We start from the raw sequence: 21,971 nt of genomic DNA, 5'->3' as shown, positions 1-21,971 counted from the left end.
GGCGGGGCGTGGCGGTCGCTCCGGCGTAGGGTCGGCGCATGACGGTTGAAGAGCTGGGCAGGGCGCGGTACGTCAGTCTCACCACCTTCCGCAAGGACGGCACCCCGGTGGCCACACCGGTGTGGGCGGTGGCGGACGGCGCCGAGCTGTACGTGTGGACGCGGAGCGATTCGTGGAAGGTCAAGCGGATCCGCAACGACGGGCGGGTCACGGTCTCGGCGTGCGACGTACGCGGACGCGTGGTCGAGGGGGCTCCGGTGACCGAGGGCGAGGCGCGGCTGCTGGACGAGGCGGGGCTGCGGCGGGTGCGGAAGCTGATGTCGCGCAAGTACACCTGGCAGTTCTGGATGGTGGACGTCCCGGCCGCGGTGTTCCGCCGGGGCAAGCGGCCGCACACGGCGATCGAGGTCAGGTTTGCCCCGCCCGCCGTCAAGCTTTGAGACTCCTGTAGCCCGCCCGTAACACGGGTGGGATCCAATGCGGGGATGGAGACCGCGACTTCACAGGTGATCGGGCAACTCTCCGGATACATGCGGGGGTTGACGCAGAGACTGGATCCAGGGGCGGGCTGGTACGGGGAGTTCCTGCGGCGGGACCCGGAGGGGATGCGGGCCTGTCTCGACGGTGCCGCGATGCCGCCGTGGGACGTACTGGAGTCGCTGCTCGGTGACTTGGCCTCATCGGTGGGCGCGGCGCCGCTCGCGCGGGAGACGGAGTACGCGGCCGGCCTGCGGGCGGCGGCGGTCGGGGTCTGGGACCGGCTGCCGGGCGGAGCGGAGGAGCTGCGCACCCTGCTGGCGTCGGTCGCGGCGCAGCGGACCCAGGCGACCTCGGCGCTGCGCGTGCTGTCCGCGCGGCTCGTGGAGGCCGCGGACCCGGCGGAGGCGGCGGCCCTGTCCCGGGAACTCTCCTGGACCCGCGACGACGCCTCGCGCGGGGCCTCCCGGCACGCCGACCTGACGGCCCGCCTGGAGGCGGTGGCCCCGCCCGCCCCGGGAGCGCACCCCGGAGCCGCGGCGCACGGCGGCCCCGGACCCTTGACCGGCGTCCCCGCGCAGCGCTCCGCGGGGCCGACGGCGGGGACACGGGCGGGGGCGCCGATGGAGGCACCGGCGGGGACATCGGCGGGGACATCGGCGGGCGTACGGGCCGGGGCGGAGACCGGAGCACCGGCCGGAGCCCCGGTCGGAGCGCCGGTCGCGGAGGAGCGGCCCGTCGGGCGGGCGGAGGGGCGGTGGCTGCGCGGTGCGCGGCGGACCGGCGGGGCCCGGTACGCGGGTGCGGCGGTACCCGAAGGGCAGGCCTTCACCCTGCCTCCGGGGCATCCGTCGTCCGACGTGCCGTTGCGGGGCGCCCGCTTCGGCCGCCCCGCGCGCCGGCTCGCCGACCCCGTCCCTGCGGGCGGCCCGCTCACGGAACGGGACGCGCCGACCGGCCGGGCCGTGCACCCCGGGCCGGCCTGGGGGGCCCGGGGCGGCACCGACGGCCGGGAAGGGGGCCCGGGCGGGCACCCGGCACCGATCTGGAGCGCGCCGGACGGCCCCGGGGCCGCCACCGCCCCGGCGCCGGGACCGCACCCGCGCAACGCGTCCGGAGCCTGGGCCGACGCCCCGCAGGACGCCGGCGAGGGCGGCACTCCCGGAGTGTGGGCCGATGGCCCCGCGAACACCGACCCGCGGGGCGCCTCCCACGCCTGGCCCGACTCCGCCCCCGGCGGCGAACCGCAGGGCCGGTGGTCCGGCTCGGGCGGGAGTGCCGGACCGATGGCGGCCTCCGCCCCCGGCGGCGACCCGCAGGGCGGATCCAGCCGGTGGCCCGACTCCGCCCCCGGCGGCACCCCGCAGGACCAGTGGCCCGACTCCGCCCCCGGCGCCGACCCGCAGGGCCGGTGGTCCGGCTCCGGCGGGGGCGGCGGACCGGCGGGTGGTTTCGGCCAGTGGCCCGGATCCGGACCCGGTGGTGCCCCGTACGCGGGGGGTGGGGATCCGGTGGAGGGGTTCGTGGAGGGGCTCGTCGCGTTGCGGGGGCAGGGGCGGAGCGGGGAGGCGCACGCGCTGCTCTGCGAGGCCGCCGCCTGGCCCGCCGAGCGGCTGCCCTGGCTGGGGGAGGAACTGGTGCGGGCCGGGCTGGCCGCAGACTGGGCCACCCTGCTCTGGGAGGCGGCCTCGCTGCCGCCCGCCCGCTTCGCCGCGGCCGCCGCCGCACTCGGCCCGGCCGACCGCGAGGCCCTGCTGCGCCAGGGCGCGGCCCGCCCCGCCGCCGAGATCGCCGAGGCCGCCCTCGTGCTCGGCACGGCCGGCCACACCCGTGAGGCCGACGCCCTGCTCGCCGCCTTCGTCCGGGTCCGGACCGCGGAGGAGTCCGCCCGTCTCGCCCGCCGGGACCCCCGGTGGTTCGCGCCCCGGCTGCTCCGCGCGGCCGAAGCCCTCTCGGGGACTCACCACCGCGACCTGTTGCACGCCCTTCGAGTCGCGAATCTGCCCGTCGCCTGACCGGAAACGACCAGGTGCCGACGTAACTCCTGCGTTTGCTGATCGACTACTCCAACCGCGCGAGGCGGTCTTGCCCCGGGCCGGGCCGAGGCCTACCTTCAACTCCCTACGCGCAGCCGTCGTACAACCTCTACGTGCGTAGAAGCCGGCGTACCCGTCGCGAGGAGCAGCTCATGGCCCAAGTCGTCCGCGCCGCACTGGTCCAGGCCACCTGGACCGGAGACGCCGAATCGATGATCGCCAAACACGAGGAGCACGCCCGCCGGGCCGCCGCCCAGGGTGCGCAGATCATCGGCTTCCAGGAAGTCTTCAACGCCCCCTACTTCTGCCAGGTCCAGGAGCCAGAGCACTACCGCTGGGCCGAAGCCGTCCCCGACGGTCCCACCGTCCGGCGCATGCAGACGCTCGCCCGCGAGACCGGCATGGTGATCGTCGTACCGGTCTTCGAGCTGGAGTCGGAGGGCCTCTACTACAACACCGCCGCAGTCATCGACGCCGACGGCAGCTACCTCGGCAAGTACCGCAAGCACCACATCCCCCAGGTCAGGGGCTTCTGGGAGAAGTACTACTTCCGCCCGGGAAACCTCGGCTTCCCCGTCTTCGACACCGCCGTCGGCCGGATCGGCGTCTACATCTGCTACGACCGACACTTCCCCGAGGGCTGGCGCGAACTGGGTCTCGCGGGAGCCCAGTTGGTCTACAACCCGTCCGCGACCTCCCGGGGCCTGTCCGCGTACCTGTGGCAGCTGGAGCAGCCCGCGTCCGCCGTCGCCAACGAGTACTTCGTCGCCGCGATCAACCGCGTCGGCCAGGAGGAGTACGGCGACAACGACTTCTACGGCACCAGCTACTTCGTCGACCCGCGCGGCCAGTTCGTCGGCGAGCCCGCCAGCGACAAGGAGGAGGAACTCCTCGTCCGCGACCTCGACTTCGACCTGATCAAGGAGGTCCGCGACCAGTGGGCCTTCTACCGCGACCGGCGCCCCGACGCCTACGGAGGACTCGTACAGCCGTGACCAACCCGATCCCCCTGCACAGCCGGCACCGCACCGTCCTGCCCGACTGGCTCGCGCTCTACTACGACCGTCCCATCGAGCTCACCCACGGCGAGGGCCGCCACGTCTGGGACGCCGACGGCAACCGCTACCTCGACTTCTTCGGCGGCATCCTCACCACGATGACCGCCCACGCCCTGCCGGAGGTCACCAAGGCCGTCGCCGAGCAGGCCGGGCGGATCATCCACTCCTCCACCCTGTACCTGAACCGGCCCATGGTCGAACTGGCCGAACGCGTCTCGGCGTTGTCGGGAATCCCCGACGCCCGGGTCTTCTTCACCACCTCCGGCACCGAGGCCAACGACACCGCCCTGCTGCTCGCGACGACGTACCGCCGCTCCAACCAGATCCTGGCGATGCGCAACAGCTACCACGGCCGGTCCTTCTCCACCGTCTCCATCACCGGCAACCGTGGCTGGTCCCCGACCAGCCTCTCACCGCTCCAGACGTACTACGTCCACGGCGCGGTCCGCACCCGGGGCCCCTTCGCCCACCTCGACGACACCGCCTTCACCGCCGCGGCCGTCGCCGACCTGGAAGACGTACTCGGCCAGGTGCGCGGCGGGATCGCCGCGCTGATCGCCGAACCGGTGCAGGGCGTGGGCGGTTTCACCTCACCGCCCGACGGGCTCTACGGAGCCTTCCGCGAGGTCCTCGACCGTCACGGCATCCTCTGGATCAGTGACGAGGTGCAGACCGGCTGGGGCCGCACCGGCGAGCACTTCTGGGGCTGGCAGGCCCACGCCCAGAACGGCCCGCCGGACATCGTCACCTTCGCCAAGGGCATCGGCAACGGCATGTCCATCGGCGGAGTCGTGGCCCGCGCCGAGGTGATGAACTGCCTCGACGCCAACTCCATCTCCACCTTCGGCGGTTCACCGGTCACCATGGCGGCCGGCAACGCGAACCTCGCCTACCTCCTCGACCACGACCTGCAGGGCAACGCCCGCCGCGTGGGCGGCCTGCTGCTGGAACGGCTGCGGGCCATCGCGGTGACCGTGCCCGCCGTACGGGAGGTGCGCGGCCGGGGCCTGATGGCCGGGCTGGAGCTGACGAAGCCCGGCACCGACCAGGCCGACCCGGACGCGGCCACCGCCGTACTGGAGGCGGCCCGGGCCGGCGGCCTGCTGCTCGGCAAGGGTGGCGCCCACAACACCAGCGTGCTGCGCATCGCGCCGCCGCTCTCCCTCACCGTCGCCGAGGCGGAAGAGGGCGCCGAGATCCTCGCCGAGGCCCTGCGAAGCCTCAACTAGCCACGGGGGAGACGTACATGAGCATCCGCACCCTCATCCGCGGCGGTCTCGTCATCACGGCCGCCGACGAGCTGCACGCCGACGTCCTCATCGAGGACGGCCGGGTCGCCGCCCTTGCCGCACACGGCTCGGCGGCGGCCGGGGCCTGGACGGCCGACCGGACGATCGACGCGAGCGGGAAGTACGTCATCCCCGGCGGGGTCGACGCGCACACCCACATGGAGCTGCCCTTCGGCGGCACCGCGGCCTCCGACACCTTCGAGACCGGGACCCGGGCCGCTGCCTGGGGCGGCACCACCACCATCGTGGACTTCGCCGTCCAGACACCGGGCCACGCCCTGCGCGAGGGCCTGGACACCTGGTACGCCAAGGCCGACGGCCGGTGCGCCGTCGACTACGCCTTCCACATGATCCTCTCGGATGTCAACGAGGGGACCCTGAAGGAGATGGACCACCTGGTGGGGGAGGGGGTCACCTCCTTCAAGGGTTTCGTTGGCTCGCGTGACCAGGAATCTTCACGGCGGCTCGGCGACGTAGTGGGTCCGGGCGCCTCGTGCTGAACGACGCGAGGTCCGGCGGTGTGGGTCGCCGGCGTCTCGGCGGCCCTCTTGGCTCGGAATTGCAAGGCGAAGGGAATTAGCAGGTATGACTAGAACTCTCATTACCGGTGGCCTTGTAATTACGGCTTCCGACGAGTTGCATGCAGATGTCCTGATCGAGGATGGCCGTGTCGTGGCGATGGCGACAGCAGGCAGCCAGCAGTGGAACGCCGACCGGGTGATCGACGCCTCGCGGAAATATGTGATCCCGGGCGGGGTTGATGCGCACACGCACATGGAGCTGCCATTTGGTGGCACCTTCGCGTCGGACACGTTCGAGACCGGGACCCGAGCCGCGGCCTGGGGCGGGACGACGACGATCGTCGACTTCGCGGTGCAGACACCCGGGCACTCCCTCCGAGAAGGCTTGGACACCTGGTACGCGAAGGCCGACGGGCAATGCGCGATCGACTACGCGTTCCACATGATCGTGTCCGACGTCAATGAGCACTCCTTGAAGGAAATGGATGGACTCGTCGAAGAAGGCGTAAGTTCGTTCAAATTGTTTATGGCATACCCGGGCGTGTTCTATTCGGATGACGGGCAGATCCTGCGCGCGATGCAGCGGGCGTCGGGCAACGGCGGGCTGATCATGATGCACGCCGAGAACGGCATCGCGATCGACGTGCTCGTCGAACAGGCCCTGGCGCGCGGGGAGACCGATCCCCGCCACCACGGGGAAGTCCGCAAGGTGCTCCTCGAAGCCGAGGCGACCCACCGCGCCATCCAGCTCGCCCGGGTGGCGGGCTCCCCGCTGTACGTCGTGCACGTCTCGGCGGAGGAGGCGGTCGCGGAGCTCGCGCTGGCCCGGGACAAGGGCCTGCCCGTCTTCGGTGAAACGTGCCCGCAGTACCTGTTCCTGTCCACGGACAATCTGGAGGAGCCGGACTTCCAGGGCGCGAAGTACGTCTGCTCGACTCCGCTCCGTCCGCGAGAGCATCAGGCGGCGCTGTGGCGTGGTCTGCGGACGAACGACCTTCAGGTGGTCTCCACCGACCACTGCCCCTTCTGCTTCCGCGGCCAGAAGGAGCTGGGACGCGGGGATTTCTCGAAGATCCCGAACGGGCTGCCGGGGGTGGAGAACCGCATGGACCTCCTGCACCAGGCCGTCCTGGACGGGCACATCAGCCGGCGCCGCTGGATCGAGATCGCGTGCGCGACCCCGGCCCGGATGTTCGGCCTCTACCCGCAGAAGGGCACGATCGCGCCGGGTTCCGACGCCGACATCGTCCTCTACGATCCGCACGCCGAGCAGGTCATCTCCGCCGAGACGCACCACATGAACGTGGACTACTCGGCGTACGAGGGCAAGCGGATCACCGGGCGCGTCGACACGGTCCTGTCCCGGGGCGAGCTCGTCATCGACCGGCGCGAATACACCGGCCGCGCCGGCCACGGGGCCTTCGTTCACCGCTCCACCTGCCAGTACCTGTAAGCAAGCCGCAAGCCCGCACACAGCAGCAACAAGGAGCCATGCATGGACTTCGGCCTCGTCCTGCAGACCGACCCGCCCGCCTCCCAGGTGGTCAGCCTCATGAAGCGCGGCGAGCGCAACGGCTTCCGCTACGGCTGGACCTTCGACTCCGCCGTGCTGTGGCAGGAGCCGTTCGTCATCTACAGCCAGATCCTGGCCAACACGCAGCGCATGCACGTCGGGCCGATGGTCACCAACCCGGGCACCCGCACCTGGGAGGTGACCGCCTCCACCTTCGCGACGCTGAACGACATGTACGGCAACCGCACCGTCTGCGGGATCGGCCGTGGGGACTCGGCGATGCGGGTCGCTGGGCGTGCGCCGAACACGCTCGCCCGCCTCGGCGAGGCCGTCGACGTCATCCGTGACCTTGCTGAGGGGCGTGAGGCCGAGGTCGACGGTAAGCCGCTGCGGATTCCGTGGATCCGGGACGGGAAGCTGCCCGTCTGGATGGCGGCGTACGGGCCCAAGGCCCTCGCGCTCGCCGGACAGAAGGCCGACGGGTTCATCCTGCAACTCGCCGACCTCTACCTCACCGAATGGATGATCAAAGCAGTACGGCAGGCTGCGGTGGAGGCTGGCCGGGACCCGGCCGCGATCACGATCTGCGTGGCGGCTCCGGCGTACGTCACGGCCGACGACTCAGCGCAGGCCCTGGCCCACGCCCGTGACCAGTGTCGTTGGTTCGGCGGTATGGTCGGCAACCACGTCGCCGACCTGGTCTCCCGCTACGGCGAGCACTCCTCGATGGTCCCGGACGAGCTCACCGAGTACGTCAAGTCCCGCCAAGGCTACGATTACAGCCACCACGGTCGCACTGGCAACCCGTCCGCCGACTTCGTCCCGGACGAGATCGTCGACCGCTTCTGCCTGCTGGGCCCCGCCGAGGCGCACATCGAGAAGCTGCGTGCCCTGCGCGACCTCGGCGTGGACCAGTTCGCCGTCTACGCCATGCACGACGCCCGTGAAGTCACGATCGATGCGTACGGCTCTGACATCATCCCGATGTTCGTCTGATTCTCGCGAGTGCTGTGGGGCCGACCAGGAGGTTGGTCCCACAGCAGGTTGCGGCGGTTCTCGGGTGGACACCACGCAAGGGGATCCCGGGGGCGGTCCCCTTGCCCGGTCCCGATGCGGCGGGCTGCGCCTTCCCGCTGTGAGCAGGGCACTTGAGGCGACGCGCCAGGAGCATGTCGCGTCGTACGCGGTACCGGTCGCGGGTGGAGCGTCCACAACGCCGACGGCCCGCGGCTGGCTATCTGAGCCGTCACACCCACGAGGGCCGGTCCACCGCATCCTGCCGACAAGCAAAAATGCCATGGCTATTCCATCAAGCAGTGAATTCGCTTCGCGTTTGCTGGATTCCATTTGGGGCGGCTTCGCAGGGTGGGTGTGTGTAACGCCCGAAGTCTGTGGGCATGAAGCTGATGTCAGTGGCGGCAAGTCGTGAAGTGGAATCCGCCTGTCTCTTTATGTGTATTCAAGGGCGGCGATTCGATGCGCGTCGAGGAGTGTCTGTCTGAGGGCTGTTGCAGGCCGCCCGTTGTCAACGTGGTATTGAAGTCGAGGCCGTTTGACATAGAGGAGCGTCGACGGCTGGCTGTGATCCTCCTCGGTGGCGGTCGGGCGGATACTGGTCGAGATGTCTGCTTGCCTGAAGCTGCTCCGGGATCCACCTCATCGTCGGAGCGTCGGACCGGCGGGTTCTCTCGTGCAGGTGACTCGACTCTGGGTGAGTGAACGGGATTGGTGAACGTCGAATCCACCCTCATGCGTGTGGCCGTCTATCTCCGGGTTTCGACGGTCGGGCAACTATGCGGCTATGGCGTCGATATCCAACTGAACGAATGCCTTGCCTGGCTCGATTTTGTGGTGGGTAAGGGGGAGTATTCCTATGACGTGTATACCGATGGTGCCGTGTCGGGGAAGTCGTTCCGTCGGCCGGACTTGACGGATCTGGACACGGATCTGCTGCGATCCCTTTACGACGTTGTCGTGTTCGGAAAGCTGGACCGCATCGGCCGCACGATGAAGGAGATCCATCGCTGGGTCTACGACACCACGGACATCGAGACCGGTCGGGGGCGACGCGTCCGTGTGGCGACGGCGGACGGCCGCATCGACAGCGAGCATCCCATGTTCGGCATTCAGCTGAGCCTGCTCGCCTACGTGGCAGAGCTGGAGCACGCCCTGCTCCTGGAGCGGACCCTGCGAGGCCGGGAGATGAAGCTCGCAGCGGGGGGCTGGCCCGGAGGCGTCGCACCGTTCTGGCTGATGCTGCCGGCAAGAGGGGACTGCGGAGCGCCGACCCTGCGGGCCCAGGGAGTGGAGCTGCTCGATGTCGGTGCATGGCTGATCGCCGATCAGCAGCTGTGCGCCGCCGAGGCGGCGGCGCACCTCAACGCGCTGGGGTATGTGACGGCACGGGGCCTCCCGTGGACGGGGGACAACCTGGCCAGGGTCTTCCGGCAGACGGCTCTGGATGGCTACGTCGCCTTTCGGTTCGCACGGCATCGCGGGGCCGGCTGCGATCGTGAAGAGGGCGATGGGACGCCGGTACCGGAAGAGGCTGTCCGGATTACTGTGCCGATACCGCTTCCTGCAGGCCGTGTCCGCCAGGTGCGGGCCGCGCTTGCTCGCCGGTCCCGGACTGGAGAGGCACAGAAGACGTACCTGTTGTCGGGCCGGGTCGCCTCCCTGTGCGGGCATCACTACGTTGGCGCGCACCGGGAAGACCGCGGTCGTACCGCCTATCGGTGTACGGGGCGACGCTCCAACCCGCCCTGTAGCTGTCGGGAGATTGTGGCCGGCCCGCTGGAGGACGCGGTGTGGCGCGAGATCGTCAAGCTCCTCGTCGACCGCGTCCAGCTTCGGGTAGTGGCTGAGGACTGGCTCGGTGTCGTCCCTGGTCAGGCGAGGTCGCTTGGTGAACGCCTTGTGGGCCTTGATGCGCGCATCGAACGCTGCCGGCACGTGAGGAAGAAGAAGCTCGCCGCGCTCGCTGGGGCTGTTGCAGCAGCAGGAGACGAGGACTCCACCTTCGTACAGGAGCTGCAGGCGGCCCTTGCCGAGGTCGGGGACGACTTCGTCGGCATGGATCGACGGCTGGGTCAGTTGCGAGAGGCCGTCGCAGGGCGAATGGCGGCGGCGCAGCAACAGGAGATCCGGGCTAGAGAGGTACTGAAGGATGGTGCGGACGTGCACCGCCGCCTGGACCTGTTCGATGTTGAGCAGCGACTCGAACTCGTGGACCTCCTGGATGTCGAGGTGCGCACTGTCACGGAAGTACCCGGCGCGGTACGGGCAGCGGGTTGCCTGTTTGAGGCCTGGTTCAACGAGCGTCAACGTGCCGTGCCTCGGCCGTTGACTGATGACCAGTGGGCCGCGTTGGCCTCGTGCTTCCCTGTGCCGCGGAAGCGCTCACGCGTGGTGCCACCGCGAGTGGCCTTCGAAGCAGCGCTGTACAAGGTGCGCCACGGCATCCAGTGGGATGCTCTCCCGGTGGGGGTCCTGCAGGGGCAGCGTCCGCAAGGCGTCTATCAGCGAGCCTTGGGTTACCTGAAGGACGGGTACTGGCAGCGCGCAGTGGACGCGTTGGGGGACTACGAGGGTACGGCGGTGCCGCCGTTGTACGTACTGCCGGACATCGACATCACCTGCACTCTCGATGCGATCCTGATGGCGCACTGGGGGCATTCGGGCTCTTCGTGACCCACGCTGGGGCCTGCTGCTCCGCCGTATCCGGGTTCATGGTCGCCGGGGCTGGTGCCGAGCTGCTTAGCCGGCTTCCGTGGGAACCGCTGGGTGTCGGCCGATCTGTCGCGCCCACCAGGCCGCGGCACGCATGTCTGTCCAGATCGGAATCGTCCCCTCCGGGCTGGAGGCTTCCTCAAGCCTCTTGGGTAGGCGAGTTCACGTCACGGCGCCGGTCTTGGAAGAGGCTGACCGAGGCCATATCGAGCCGCCTTCCTCACGCGCGGGGTCCATGCCTCACGCATGGCGAAGCCGTGTGCACGTGCACGCTTGGATCTCGCCTACGCATCCATGAGTCCGACAGTGAGTCACTTTCAGCCATCAAAGATTCACGGTCCGCTATCGGAATTCAGTCATCCTGCGTGAAGCACGGGTACGTAAGCAGGTCGCTACCTCATCCTGGAACGTTCGTCACCACACGGAGGGGGAAACGATGAACGCCTTACGCCGTCATGCCGCAGATCCGGATGTCCTGACCAGGACCACGGGGCTGGTGAACTTCCTGCAGGAGATGGTGCGCAGCAGCCATCAGCGCCAGCGAGATGACCGTAGCCGTGGGAAGGACCGGCTGTGGCTCTCGGATCTGCCCGCCCAAATCCGTAAGCCCGGTGTCCGTGAGGACGGCGTGCTCCTACAGCTCAAGCATGTTCCGCAGGAGCCGCCGCCGGATCTCCCAGAACTCCTGGAAGGCTGGATCGACCCGCTGGCGTGCTTGGACCCCGACGCAGAAGACCCTCCGCTGGCCGACGAAGGGCCGGCCCACAGCAGGCTGCCGGTCCCGGCGGGAACACTCCGGGATGACGAGCCGGCCGTTATAGCTCGGGATGAGGCGCCCGAGGTGCTGCGCGTATACGGGCCGTGGCTGAACCGCTGGCGGACGTGGGCGCAGAAGGAACGACGTGAGCAGCCACTGCGCGCCTTGTACGACATGGTCTACGCCTGGCATCAGAGGCTCGCGCTGGAGGACGACCGGGTCGAGTTGGTCTTGGCGGTGGGCCTGCTGACGTGGGACAAGCCGGGGCCGGACGCGGTACACCGGCATCTGCTTGTCCAGCGCGTGGAGACCTCAGTGCACCGCGGGACCGCCGAGGTGACGGTGCGGCTGTCGGCGGAAGGGGCAATGCGCCTGGAAGATCAGGACTTCCTGGACTCCGGGGACGGCTGGATCCGGGAGCAGTCCGCGGTCCTGGGCGATGACATCGCTGCCAGTGCTGTGCACCCACTGGACCCAGACGCGCTCGAGTTGCTGTCCAAGTGGCAAGACCGCGCGTACCAGCACCGGATCGCCTTCAGTGCTCGATGGCAGCCGCCAGGGTCGCCCGAGCCCGTTTCGCGGGTGACGTACGCACCCGCCTTGGTGATGCGGCCTCGGAATTTGAACGCCCTGCTGCGCCTGTACGGGAAGATCGCGGAGACCATCGCAGCGGAGGAGTACGCGCCCCTCGGCCTGGCCCAGATGGTCTTGGACGGCCTGAGCACCGAGGAGCGCGCGGCCTGGGACGGCCATGGGCTGCGGCAGGCTCCGCTCTTTCAGGGTGATCCGCTCTTTCCAGGCAAGACGAATGAGCAGCAGCGCAGGGTGCTGCGCCGTCTGCAGAGGGACACCGGTGTGGTCGTGCAGGGCCCGCCGGGCACGGGCAAGACGCACACGATCGCCAACCTGGTGTCGGCTCTTCTCGCAGAGGGCCAGCGGGTCCTGGTCACCAGCGCCCGTGACCAGCCGCTCGCCGTACTGCGCGACAAACTTCCCAAGCCCGTCAGGGACCTGTGCGTGTTGCTGCTGAGTTCCACCCGCAGCAACAACGGCACCAGCGAACTGGAACGGACCGTGACAGCGCTGACCAAGCAGGTGGCCAGCACGGATGCCGAGACCCTGCAGGCGGAGATCACCCACTTGACCAGACGGCGCCTGGACATCCAGGGCCGCATCGGCACCCTCACCGACCAGCTGTTGTCGGTACGTGAGCAGGAGTACCGCCACCAAGGGGTGGCACCCGGCTACGCCGGCACACTGGCCGAGATCGTGCAGCGAGTCCAGGACCACAAGCCGTCACTGAGCTGGATCGGCGCCCTGGCCGACAATGTGCCCGAAGAGCCGCCGCTGTCGGCTCAGCAGGCTCAGGAACTGCTGGTGCTGCTGCGAGAAGGCGCGGGTGAACCCCGTACCGGCGGTGTACTGCCCTCTGTCGAGGAGCTGCCGTCCTCTGACCTGGTTGACGAGACCTTCGCCGCGAGCCGCCTGACATCGCACGGCCTGGACGAACAGACCCTGCAGTTACGCGACGTCCTCGCCGGGTTGGACCCCTCGTTGACCGATGACATCGCAGGTCATCTGGACAGCGCGGCGACTGCGCTGCACTACCTCGGTCTTCCAGCGGACCCGTCCCGCTGGGAGGAAGACTGGTGGGAGAGCCAGGCACTCACCGAGCGCCTGACACACCCTCAGACACTGCTGTGGAAACGAGTCGAGGACACCGCTGAATACATCACCCAGGCGCGCAACGCACTCGACTCGGTCGGAGTGCGGCGCGTGCACCTGCCCGACGGCCTCGATGTCCAGAAAGCCGGAAGCATGGCTAGTTCCGGGCAGGACCTCCTCAAGCATCTGCAGGCCAAGGGCCAGCCACATGTGCGAGAGCGGTTCATGCCGCTCGCCTCACGCGAGCAGAAGAACGCCCATGACCTCCTGACTCTTTGCACCATCGACGGTCAGAGTCCGCGCACCGTAGATGACTTGAAGCACGTCCTGGCGTACCTGCGAGCCCACATCGCCCTGGACGTCGTTGCGGTGCGCTGGAAGCAGGTGAAGGCATCTCTACCCGAAGGAGACCTCGAAGTTCTCCTTGCGGAACTGGACCATCGTCAGAAGCAGTTGAAGCACATTTCCGCCTTTGCGCAGGCGAGGGAAAGCATCGACCGGATCCTCGTCGGCCAGAGGGTCAGGCTCGCTCTGACCACGCGAACCGCCTGGCAGGTCCTCACGCACGCGGCAGGCGCCCTTGCCCACAGGCGTGCCGCTGACGAAGCGCTTGCCCAGCTCGCCTCCTGGGACCGGTACCTGAGTGCTACCGAGGACGGACAACAGCCAGCCCCAGAGGCACGTGCCCTGTCGGCCGCGCTGCGCGAACAGGACTCAGCCGGCTACATCACAGCCATCGACGCCCTGTACGCCGCACATCAACGCGATGCACGCCGGAGCCGCTGCCGACACCTGCTCGACCAAATTCGCACCGCCCACCCCGTGCTCGCCGCCCACCTGCTGGAAGAAGCCCATGACCCGCAGTGGGACGAACAACTGGCCCAGATCGAGCGTGCCTGGGCATGGGCCAGAGCCGCGCAGTTCGTCGCTATTCGCCGCACGCCCGGCTTGGAACAGAGGCTGGACACGGAACTCGGCCAGCAGGAGAGCCTGCTGGAGGAGATCACCGGTGAACTTGCCGCGACCTGGGGCCGGCTGCACTGCCTGAGGAACATGACCCCCGAACAGCGGTCGGCCCTGCAGATGTACCAAACCCACATGTCCAGCCTCGGCCGCGGTACGGGCCGCAGCGCCGACCGGCTGCGCGCTGCCGCCAAGGAACGGATGCGGGTAGCCCAGGGCGCCGTACCCGCCTGGGTCATGCCCATCGCGGACGTCGCCGAAATGGTGCAGACCGGCCACAACAGCTTCGACGTCGTCATCGTCGACGAAGCAAGTCAGGCCAGCATGGACGCCCTCTTCCTGCTGTGGCTCGCGCCGCGCGTCATCGTCGTCGGTGACGACAAGCAGTGCTCACCACCATCCACGGGCTTCGGCCGTCACCAGGCCATCCGCGACAAACTCGCCGCCTATCTCCACGACATGCCCTCCGGCGTCCGCGAGCTGTACATGCCGCACACCAACCTCTACGGCCTGCTCAGCTCGTTCTTCCCAGAAGTCATCCGCCTGGATGAACATTTCCGCTGCGTCCCGGAGATCATCAACTGGTCGTCGGCCAACTTCTACGACCACTCCCTTCTGCCGCTCCGCCAGTACGGGGGCGAACGGTTGGACCCCCTGCGTGTCACCTACGTCGAGGACGCGGCAACGGTCGGCCGCGAGGTTCGGATCCACAACCCGAGGGAAGCCGAAGCCATCGTCGACACCCTTGAGAGCATGACCGAGGATGCGGCCTACCGCGACAAGACGATCGGTGTGATCGTCCTGCAAGGCCACGGCCAGACCAAATACATCCAGGCCTTGATCGAGCAGCGCATCGCCCCCGCTGTCCGGCAACACCATCGCATCCAGGTAGGCAACGCCGCCTCGTTCCAGGGCGACGAGCGCCACGTCATCCTGCTGTCCATGGTGGTGACCGACCCACCGAAGATCGCAGGCGGCGCCCGTAGCGAACAGCAGGCGTACAACGTGGCCGCCAGCCGCGCCCAGGACCAGATGTGGCTGTTCCATTCAGTGCCGGTGGACCGCCTCAAGCCCAACGACATGCGCCTGAACCTGATCACCTACATGCACAACCCGCCGGCTGCCCTCTCCGCCGTGCATGACATCGGCTTCGTATCCCCCGATGCCGTGCAAGCACCGTTCCAGTCGATGTTCGAGCAAGAGGTCTATCTCCGGCTCAAGGACCGCGGTTACCACGTCCTGCCGCAGTATCCAGCCGGCACCAAGAAGATCGACCTCGTTGTCGTCGGCGCCCGCGGACGTCTTGCCGTGGAGTGCGACGGCGCCTACTTCCACGACACCACCCGTGAACAGATCGAACGCGACCACCAGCGCGACCGAGAACTGCGCAGGGTGGGCTGGGAGTTCTACCGCATCCCCGAGAGCGAGTTCCGCTTCGACCCGGACGAGGCGCTCACTGGGCTGTGGTCCGAACTGAAACGCCTGGACATCCATCCTGCCGAATACACGCTCCCAACAACAGCGCCCGAAGAATCGCCCGCCTGGAGCCCCCTCGACCTATCCGGTCCGGATCACGACGAGGAGGACGAGGCACCCGACGGCGACGAAGCCTATGACGCCGACTACGGCGAGCCGCCTGCCGTTTCCGACAGCACCTCATCGCGGGACGTCCAGATCAGCAGCCCCACAGACCTAAGCGACTTCTCCGGCTACGGCGGGGACGACGACCCAGAGGAACTGGAGCAGAGCGCATGACCTATGCACCGGAGAACGGCACCCGCACCCTGGACACCAACACCATCAAGGAGCTGGCGCGCATCATCTGCGGCGACGACCACCTCTACTACCGCGGTACGCGCGACCTGACACGCTTCTTCGAGAATGCCGGCTGGCTCAACGTCCTCGACTTCGACGGTGAGTCCCGCAGCGAATGGACCCTTGACCGTCTCACCGAACGCCGCGCCGACAGCGTGGCCATCGACCAGGTCCTGCTGCGCCTCGCCGATGCCCGTGAGTACTACGAGGAACCCCACCAACTGGCCAAGGTCCTCCAGGCGGTCAACATCTTCCTCGTCCACGAGGGCCTGCGTCTGGAGAACCCCGGTGGACGTCCCCGTCTGGTTGCCTGCGACCCCGCACTCGGACACCCCGGGGAGCAGGCCCCCGTCGAGCTGAAGGCCACCATGGCCGATGTCATCGCCGATGAGCGTATGGCGCAGCTCCTGCAGCACCGCCTCGACGAAGCCCGCACGTGCTTCGCCAACGGAGCCCACATCGCCGCGGTCATCATGCTCGGGTCCCTGCTCGAAGGCGTTCTCCTTACAGTCATTCAGGAACGCGACGCTTCGCTGCTGACCCGACGGGACCTCAAGCGCATCGGCCTGGGGGAGCTGATCGACATCTGCACACAGGCGCGATGGATCGACGCGGACACCACGAGCTACAGCCACACCTTGCGTGACTACCGCAACTTCGTCCACCCTCACCGCGAGTATCGCGAGGAGCACAAACCTGACCGCGACACCCTCAACGTCTCATGGTGGGTCGTCAACGGGGCTCTCAACGACCTCGCGGCCACACACCCCCACTAGGTTTCGCCTCTCGGGCTGGGAGCTGGCCTAGTACAGGTGGGCCGTCCGTCGGAAGCCGTTGGCGTCGCGCACGGTTGAGCGAGTGCGTCAAGTGGAGGCCGTCACAGTCGGATTGATGCTGCCGACTCCGTCCGAGATCGCGAGTATCTTATAAAAATGGCCCCCCGCTTGCGGTAGGGTCTCCGTAACTCAACTGCCGCCTACCGGAGGTCTTCTTGCCATTCTCCCTGTCAACGTCCCCTGCGGAGTCCGATGATGTACGGGCTCAACTTGGTGGAATGGGGACCAGGTTGGAGTACCTGCATGAAGTGCTACGTGCGGGCGAAGCGGCACGGCGAACCGCAGTCCCCAACGACCCAACGGGGACCGGGGGGCGGCGAGCCTATGAGGCGCACGTGCGCACCGTCCGGGAGCTGCATATCGAGCACGAGGGGTGGGCGCGACTCGTGCACGGCCGGCTGGAGCTAGTTTGCAACGCCGACCGGTCGATAGCGGTGGGCGTCATGGTCGGTGATGCGGCCACCGGTCAGGCGAGCCTGTTCCCGAAGAACGGGCGTCGCCGGGGCGCAGCCACCGGGCAGGTCACTCGCGCCAACGAGGGCGAGGGAGCGGCGCACGTCCAGACCGCTCTGTTCGTGGCTGGCGCGGGGCCCGGGGGTGTGTCGCTCAGCGAAGAGGAAGCCTGTGCGCTGAAAACGTGGTTTCTGTTGTCGTACCGCACGCAGGTCGGAGACGCGGTGCGTATCGACTGCGAACTGTCGCGGCCTAAGGGGTTCGTGGATGGATTTGTGGTCGAATGGGGAAGTCGGATTCCGCTTCCCGCACTCACGATGGACGGAATCGAACCCTTGAACGATGATGGGCCTGGGGAGATCGACATCCCTGTCGATTTCCGCTGAGTCCGTTGGTGGGGGCGGCGGAGTCCACCGCCCCCACCAAGTACCACCGATAGCTGAGGCAGCCCCCACATGGTGACCCCGTCCCGTATCGCCCTAGCACGCAAGCGCAGGGGGTTGACCCTGGCCGAGCTGTCGGACCGAGCAGGGGTCTCGATGCAAAGTCTGTCGAACTACGAGACGGGACGAACCGCTCCCCGGGCTGGCACCCTGAACAAGCTGGCCTCTGCCCTGGACTTCCCCGCCGCCTTCTTCCAGGGGCCGCCGCTAGAGGAACTCCCTGCCGACGGGATTTCGTGGCGGGCGCGCAGTAAGGCTTCGCCACGGGTGCTGGATGCCGCCCGTGCGGCAGGAACGCTCGGTGCGACGCTCTACGACTGGATCGCCGAAAGCTTCCGCCTTCCAGTTGTGGACGTGCCATCCCTGGGCAAGCCGGACCCGGAAACGGCCGCCGGAATGGTCCGCACCCGCTGGGAGCTGGGCGAGGCACCGGCTCCGAATATGGTGCACCTTCTGGAGGCCCATGGGGTGCGAGTGTTCTCCCTGGACCCCGACCACGCTGAGGTCGACGCGTTCGCGGTGTGGCGTGACGGCGTGCCCTTCGTGTTCCTCAACACCCTCAAGTCGGCCGAACGCGGCCGCTTTGACGCTGCGCACGAACTCGGGCACCTAGTGATGCACGGCAGCGAGCATGCCTGCTCGGGGCCTGATGCCGAACGGCAGGCAAACGCCTTCGCATCCGCGTTCCTCATGCCCAGGGCGAGCGTCCTGGGCCACATGCCGTCGGGCGCGCATGTTGACCAGATCATTCGCGGCAAGCGGATCTGGAAGGTTTCTGCCATGGCCCTGACGTACCGCATGCACGATCTTGGCCTGCTTACAGATTGGCAGTACAGGTCAACATGCGCGGAACTGAGTCGGTTGGGATTCCGTTCTGCCGAACCCGAGGGCATGGGGCAGCGGGAGACGTCGCAGGTGCTGACCAAGGTCTTCGCAGCATTGCGAGCGAAGGGTGTTCGGCCTTCCACAGTCGCGGCGGAAGTGGGGCTGACTGGCGAGGAGATGAACAGACTTCTGTTCGGCCTCACCCTTACAACCGTTGCTGGCGGTGGACAGCAGACCGTTTCCACTTCCAAGCGGCATCTGTCCACCGTCGGCTCGCCGACTTCCGGGTCTGCAGGTTCAACGGCGGCCCCTGCTCGTCTGTCCTCTCGGCGTTCCGGCCTACATGGCGCTCCGCTTCGAGGGTGAAGGAACGCGATCCGGCAGGCGCCCTCGAATGCTGCCTGGCAACGGCCGGCGTTTACGCTGCGAGCGCCAGCCAGCGAATGACGGGCACTGCGGTGCCGCCGCTGTACGTACGGCCAGATATCGACATCACCTGCACCTTCGATCCGATCTTGATGACATCACCGACTCACGCTGTGATGCCGGAAGTCTGACCCATTGGCGCTGGACCGCGATGGGCCGATAGGGAGGGGTGCATCGGCTGGCACAATCAGGATCAGTCGAACCGCTGGCAAGGCTCTACTCCATTGTCGACTGACTGCCAGCAGGTTCTTCGTCTGCTGGTGGTACAGGAGCCACCCTGCGGCTGACCAGCGGGAATGGCCGATGCAGGGCCAAGTTCTCAGTGCCTGGTCCGCGAATGGTCCGGATCTTGGTGCCTGGTCCCTGCCCGGCGCGACGCTGCGCACCGTAGCGGAAGGCGGATGTGTCCGGACCGGCGCCGCGTCACCCCGCCGAACGGGTCTTGGCGGCCGTGCGTGGTGCGGGGGCGAAACCGGGGGGTGGCGGTGGGAGGCGGGCGCCCGCCGGGGCGGCGGCATAGACGTAGGCGTCGGGCCGCAGGGCGAGGGTGGCCGCGCGGCGTCGGTCGAGCCAGGGCAGCAGGACGTCGTCGCTGTCGACGAGGGTGCCTTCCGCCGGTCGGGAGCCGGCGGGTGTGATCGTCAGGGAGGGGACGTCCCACTGGGGCTGGGGTGCGGCTGTCCGTGCGTGCAGCAGCAGCCAACCGCCATGGAGCGCGTCGTCCAGCCGTACGACCGACCCGTCGGGTGCGGTCACCCGAGGCTGCGGGATCTGGCAGCCGGACGCGGGGGTGCGGGGGTGGGCCTGGAGCCCGGTGTCGTAGCGGGCGACGGGAATCCAGTGGGAGTCCTGCAGCCACTGGGCGAAGCCCGGCACGCGGTTGAGGACCGGGAGTACGGTGTCCCGCAGCCAGGTGACCGGGCGCCGCCGTTCCGTGATGATCCGGCCGACGAACACCGCTCGCCTGGTGACCTCTTTGACGTGAGGCTTGCGCTCGGCCTCGTAGCTGTCCAGGACCGACTCCGGCAGTTGTTCCCGCAGCACGGCGTCCAGCTTCCAGCACAGGTTGGCCACGTCGCGCACCCCAGCGGCCATGCCCTGGCCGATCCACGGCGGCATCGCGTGTGCGGCGTCACCGGCCAGGAAGACCCGGCTCACCCGGAAACGGGCGGCGCAGCGGACGTGGTGGCTGTACACGGCGGCCCGCTGGATCCGGATGCTGTCCTGGCCGATCCCGTACCGGGACACGAGCTCGTAGATCGCGTGGTCCGTCGTCAGGTGCTTCTCGTCGTCGGCCGGCAGGACGGGGAACTCCCAACGGTGGTGGCCCAGCGGCGTCGGGCAGTCCACCGCCGGCCGGGCCGGGTCGCAGCGGAAGCGCAGCCGGTCGTGGTCCGGCCACGGCTTCAGCATCTCGGTGTCGACGACGACCCAGCGGTCCTCGAACGTCTGCCCCTCGTAGCCTACTTCGAGCTGTGCCCGGGTGGCGCTGGAGCCGCCGTCGGCGGCGATCACGTAGGAGGTGCGCAGGCGTCGTACGGAGTTGTCGGCGGAGGCCACCATCAGGTCGACGCCTTCCGCGTCCTGAAGCACGTACCGGCACTCGTGTCGCAGCAGCACCTTCACGCCGGGGTAGCGCGTCACGCCCTCGCGCAGCACCCGCTCCAACGCGGGCTGGTAGAGGAACATCTGCGGCGGATGGCCGTGCCCGCGCCGGGTGGGGCAGGCGCGGACGAAGGTACGGCCACGCCTGTCCACGAACTCCACGGGCCGGTCGGCGAGCATGTCCTGCTTCAGCCGCTCGGCCAGTCCGACACGCTGCCAGATCCGCAGCACCTCCTCGTCGGTGGAGATGGCGCGGGCGCGGGAGTAGACCTCGCCGTCGCGCTCGATGACGACGACCCTCAGGCCCATTGCACCCAGCAGGTTCGCGGCCGTGACCCCCGTGGGCCCGTACCCGATGACGGCGACGTCGTACGCGCCGTCCTCGGCATTCACCTCACTCACCAGGCCACCTCATTCGATACCCCTAAGATGAATTCACCCGCCTTGTAACGCATTTGCGGCTGTTGGCGCGTATGCGGCAGTCGTCCCGCCACCCTCGTACCGGAGGCAGCACCATGGCCGGTTCACCCCGTCGCGTCGACGTCCACCAGCATCTCCTCCCGCCCTTCTACCGCGACCTCCTCGCCAAGGCGGGCATCGCCGAGGCGGGCGGTCGTGCCCTGCCCGACTGGAGCCCCGAGGCGGCCTTGGAACTCATGGATCTGCTGGGCACCGCCACCGCCTTCCTGTCCGTGTCCACACCGGGCGTCGGCTTCCTGTTCGACCCCGACAAGGCGGCCGAACTCGCCCGTCAGCTCAACGACTTCTGCGCTTCGCTCCCCGCCGACCACCCCGGCCGCCTCGGCTGGTTCGCCACGCTGCCCATGCCGGACGCCGCCGCCTCCGCGGCCGAGGCCGAGCGGGCGCTGGACGAACTGGGCGCCGACGGTGTCACCCTGCTCGCCAACAACCGGGGCACCTACCTCGGCGTGCACGGCCAGGGCGCCCTGTGGCGCACCCTGAACGAGCGGGGCGCCGTCGTTCTGGTCCACCCGGCCGACCTCCCGGCTCCGGCCGTCGACGGCATTCCGCCGTTCGCCGCGGACTTCCTCCTGGACACCACCCGGGCCGCGTACCTCCTCGTACGCAACGGCATCGTCCGCCGCTACCCCGGCATCCGTTTCATCCTCGGCCACGCCGGCGGCTTCGTGCCCTACGCCTCCCACCGCATGGCGGTCGCCATCGCGAACGACACCGGGAGGAGCCCCCTCGACGTTCTGGACGACCTCCGCGGCTTCTACTTCGACACCGCGCTCTCGTCCAGCCCCGCCGCCTTGCCCACGCTGCTGGCCTTCGCCCGCCCCGGGCACGTTCTGTTCGGCAGCGACTGGCCCTTTGCCCCCACCCCCGCCGGTCAGTACTTCACCGCCGGCCTCGACACCTCCGTCGAACCGGAGACCCTGACGGCCGTCAACCACACCAATGCCGAGGCCCTCTTCGCACGCCTTGGCGCGACGCCGGTCCCGGCGCCCAGGGCGAACCTGGCGCGCGCGGCTCAACGGACCGCTGCCCGGCTGCTGTTCAAGCTCGTTCAGCCCGGCGCCCGGTGAAGCGGCTTTC

At 68.5% G+C, this 21,971-nt stretch carries 14 protein-coding genes and 1 pseudogene; 14 read left to right on the top strand and 1 reads right to left on the bottom strand.

Annotated features, from left to right (window positions below; translation table 11 throughout):
* The first annotated feature begins 38 nt into the window (after nucleotides 1-38).
* The 13 genes and pseudogenes from OG904_RS03915 to OG904_RS03855 all read left to right on the top strand — a co-directional run bounded on the left by OG904_RS03915 (nucleotide 39) and on the right by OG904_RS03855 (nucleotide 18,937).
* Nucleotides 39-440, top strand: a complete 402-nt coding sequence (locus OG904_RS03915; protein ID WP_405487383.1) for a PPOX class F420-dependent oxidoreductase — start codon at nucleotides 39-41, stop codon at nucleotides 438-440.
* 99 nt (nucleotides 441-539) lie between these two features.
* A complete protein-coding gene (locus OG904_RS03910) occupies nucleotides 540-2,492 on the top strand; it encodes a hypothetical protein (RefSeq protein ID WP_405487381.1) in 1,953 nt (650 codons plus the stop codon).
* Between the two features lie 173 nt (nucleotides 2,493-2,665).
* Nucleotides 2,666-3,508 carry a nitrilase-related carbon-nitrogen hydrolase gene (locus OG904_RS03905; RefSeq protein WP_405487379.1) on the top strand — a complete coding sequence of 281 codons (843 nt, stop codon included), beginning with the start codon at nucleotides 2,666-2,668 and terminating at the stop codon, nucleotides 3,506-3,508.
* Entirely contained in the window at nucleotides 3,505-4,800 is a 1,296-nt protein-coding gene (locus OG904_RS03900; RefSeq protein ID WP_405487377.1) for an aspartate aminotransferase family protein, read from the top strand. Before OG904_RS03905 ends, OG904_RS03900 begins: the two co-directional genes overlap by 4 nt.
* Nucleotides 4,801-4,817: 17 nt before the next feature.
* A pseudogene (locus OG904_RS03895) lies at nucleotides 4,818-5,294 on the top strand (amidohydrolase family protein); the annotation flags it as partial.
* A 151-nt stretch (nucleotides 5,295-5,445) separates the two neighbouring features.
* Nucleotides 5,446-6,834 (top strand): dihydropyrimidinase, encoded by a 1,389-nt coding sequence (gene hydA, locus OG904_RS03890; RefSeq protein WP_405487375.1) that lies wholly within the window; start codon nucleotides 5,446-5,448, stop codon nucleotides 6,832-6,834.
* 42 nt (nucleotides 6,835-6,876) lie between these two features.
* Nucleotides 6,877-7,890, top strand: a complete 1,014-nt coding sequence (locus tag OG904_RS03885; protein ID WP_405487373.1) for a TIGR03842 family LLM class F420-dependent oxidoreductase — start codon at nucleotides 6,877-6,879, stop codon at nucleotides 7,888-7,890.
* A gap of 732 nt (nucleotides 7,891-8,622) precedes the next feature.
* Nucleotides 8,623-10,584 carry a recombinase family protein gene (locus OG904_RS03880; RefSeq protein ID WP_405487371.1) on the top strand — a complete coding sequence of 654 codons (1,962 nt, stop codon included), beginning with the start codon at nucleotides 8,623-8,625 and terminating at the stop codon, nucleotides 10,582-10,584.
* A 475-nt stretch (nucleotides 10,585-11,059) separates the two neighbouring features.
* Complete coding sequence (locus tag OG904_RS03875; protein WP_405487369.1) at nucleotides 11,060-15,763, top strand: AAA domain-containing protein; 4,704 nt, start codon at nucleotides 11,060-11,062, stop codon at nucleotides 15,761-15,763.
* Nucleotides 15,760-16,599 (top strand): hypothetical protein, encoded by an 840-nt coding sequence (locus tag OG904_RS03870; RefSeq protein WP_330299398.1) that lies wholly within the window; start codon nucleotides 15,760-15,762, stop codon nucleotides 16,597-16,599. Before OG904_RS03875 ends, OG904_RS03870 begins: the two co-directional genes overlap by 4 nt.
* 395 nt (nucleotides 16,600-16,994) lie before the next feature.
* Nucleotides 16,995-17,498: a hypothetical protein gene (locus OG904_RS03865; RefSeq protein ID WP_405487367.1), complete on the top strand. Its 504-nt coding sequence runs from the start codon at nucleotides 16,995-16,997 to the stop codon at nucleotides 17,496-17,498.
* Between the two features lie 69 nt (nucleotides 17,499-17,567).
* On the top strand, nucleotides 17,568-18,746 hold the full coding sequence (locus tag OG904_RS03860) for a helix-turn-helix domain-containing protein (protein WP_405487365.1): 1,179 nt from the start codon (nucleotides 17,568-17,570) through the stop codon (nucleotides 18,744-18,746).
* On the top strand, nucleotides 18,743-18,937 hold the full coding sequence (locus OG904_RS03855) for a hypothetical protein (RefSeq protein WP_405487363.1): 195 nt from the start codon (nucleotides 18,743-18,745) through the stop codon (nucleotides 18,935-18,937). Before OG904_RS03860 ends, OG904_RS03855 begins: the two co-directional genes overlap by 4 nt.
* 292 nt (nucleotides 18,938-19,229) lie before the next feature.
* Here OG904_RS03855 and OG904_RS03850 read toward each other — a convergent pair whose 3' ends face one another.
* The gene (locus OG904_RS03850; RefSeq protein WP_405487361.1) at nucleotides 19,230-20,813 is read right to left on the bottom strand and encodes a bifunctional 3-(3-hydroxy-phenyl)propionate/3-hydroxycinnamic acid hydroxylase; all 1,584 of its coding nucleotides are present in this window, start codon (nucleotides 20,811-20,813) and stop codon (nucleotides 19,230-19,232) included.
* 113 nt (nucleotides 20,814-20,926) lie between these two features.
* On the opposite strand from OG904_RS03850, the gene OG904_RS03845 reads away from it, so the two are divergent.
* Complete coding sequence (locus OG904_RS03845; protein ID WP_405487359.1) at nucleotides 20,927-21,961, top strand: amidohydrolase family protein; 1,035 nt, start codon at nucleotides 20,927-20,929, stop codon at nucleotides 21,959-21,961.
* Nucleotides 21,962-21,971 lie beyond the last annotated feature (10 nt).

This window comes from Streptomyces sp. NBC_00096 (assembly GCF_045041305.1).
In the GTDB taxonomy this organism is placed as follows: domain Bacteria; phylum Actinomycetota; class Actinomycetes; order Streptomycetales; family Streptomycetaceae; genus Streptomyces.
This window is presented reverse-complemented; position numbering and strand designations above follow the sequence as displayed.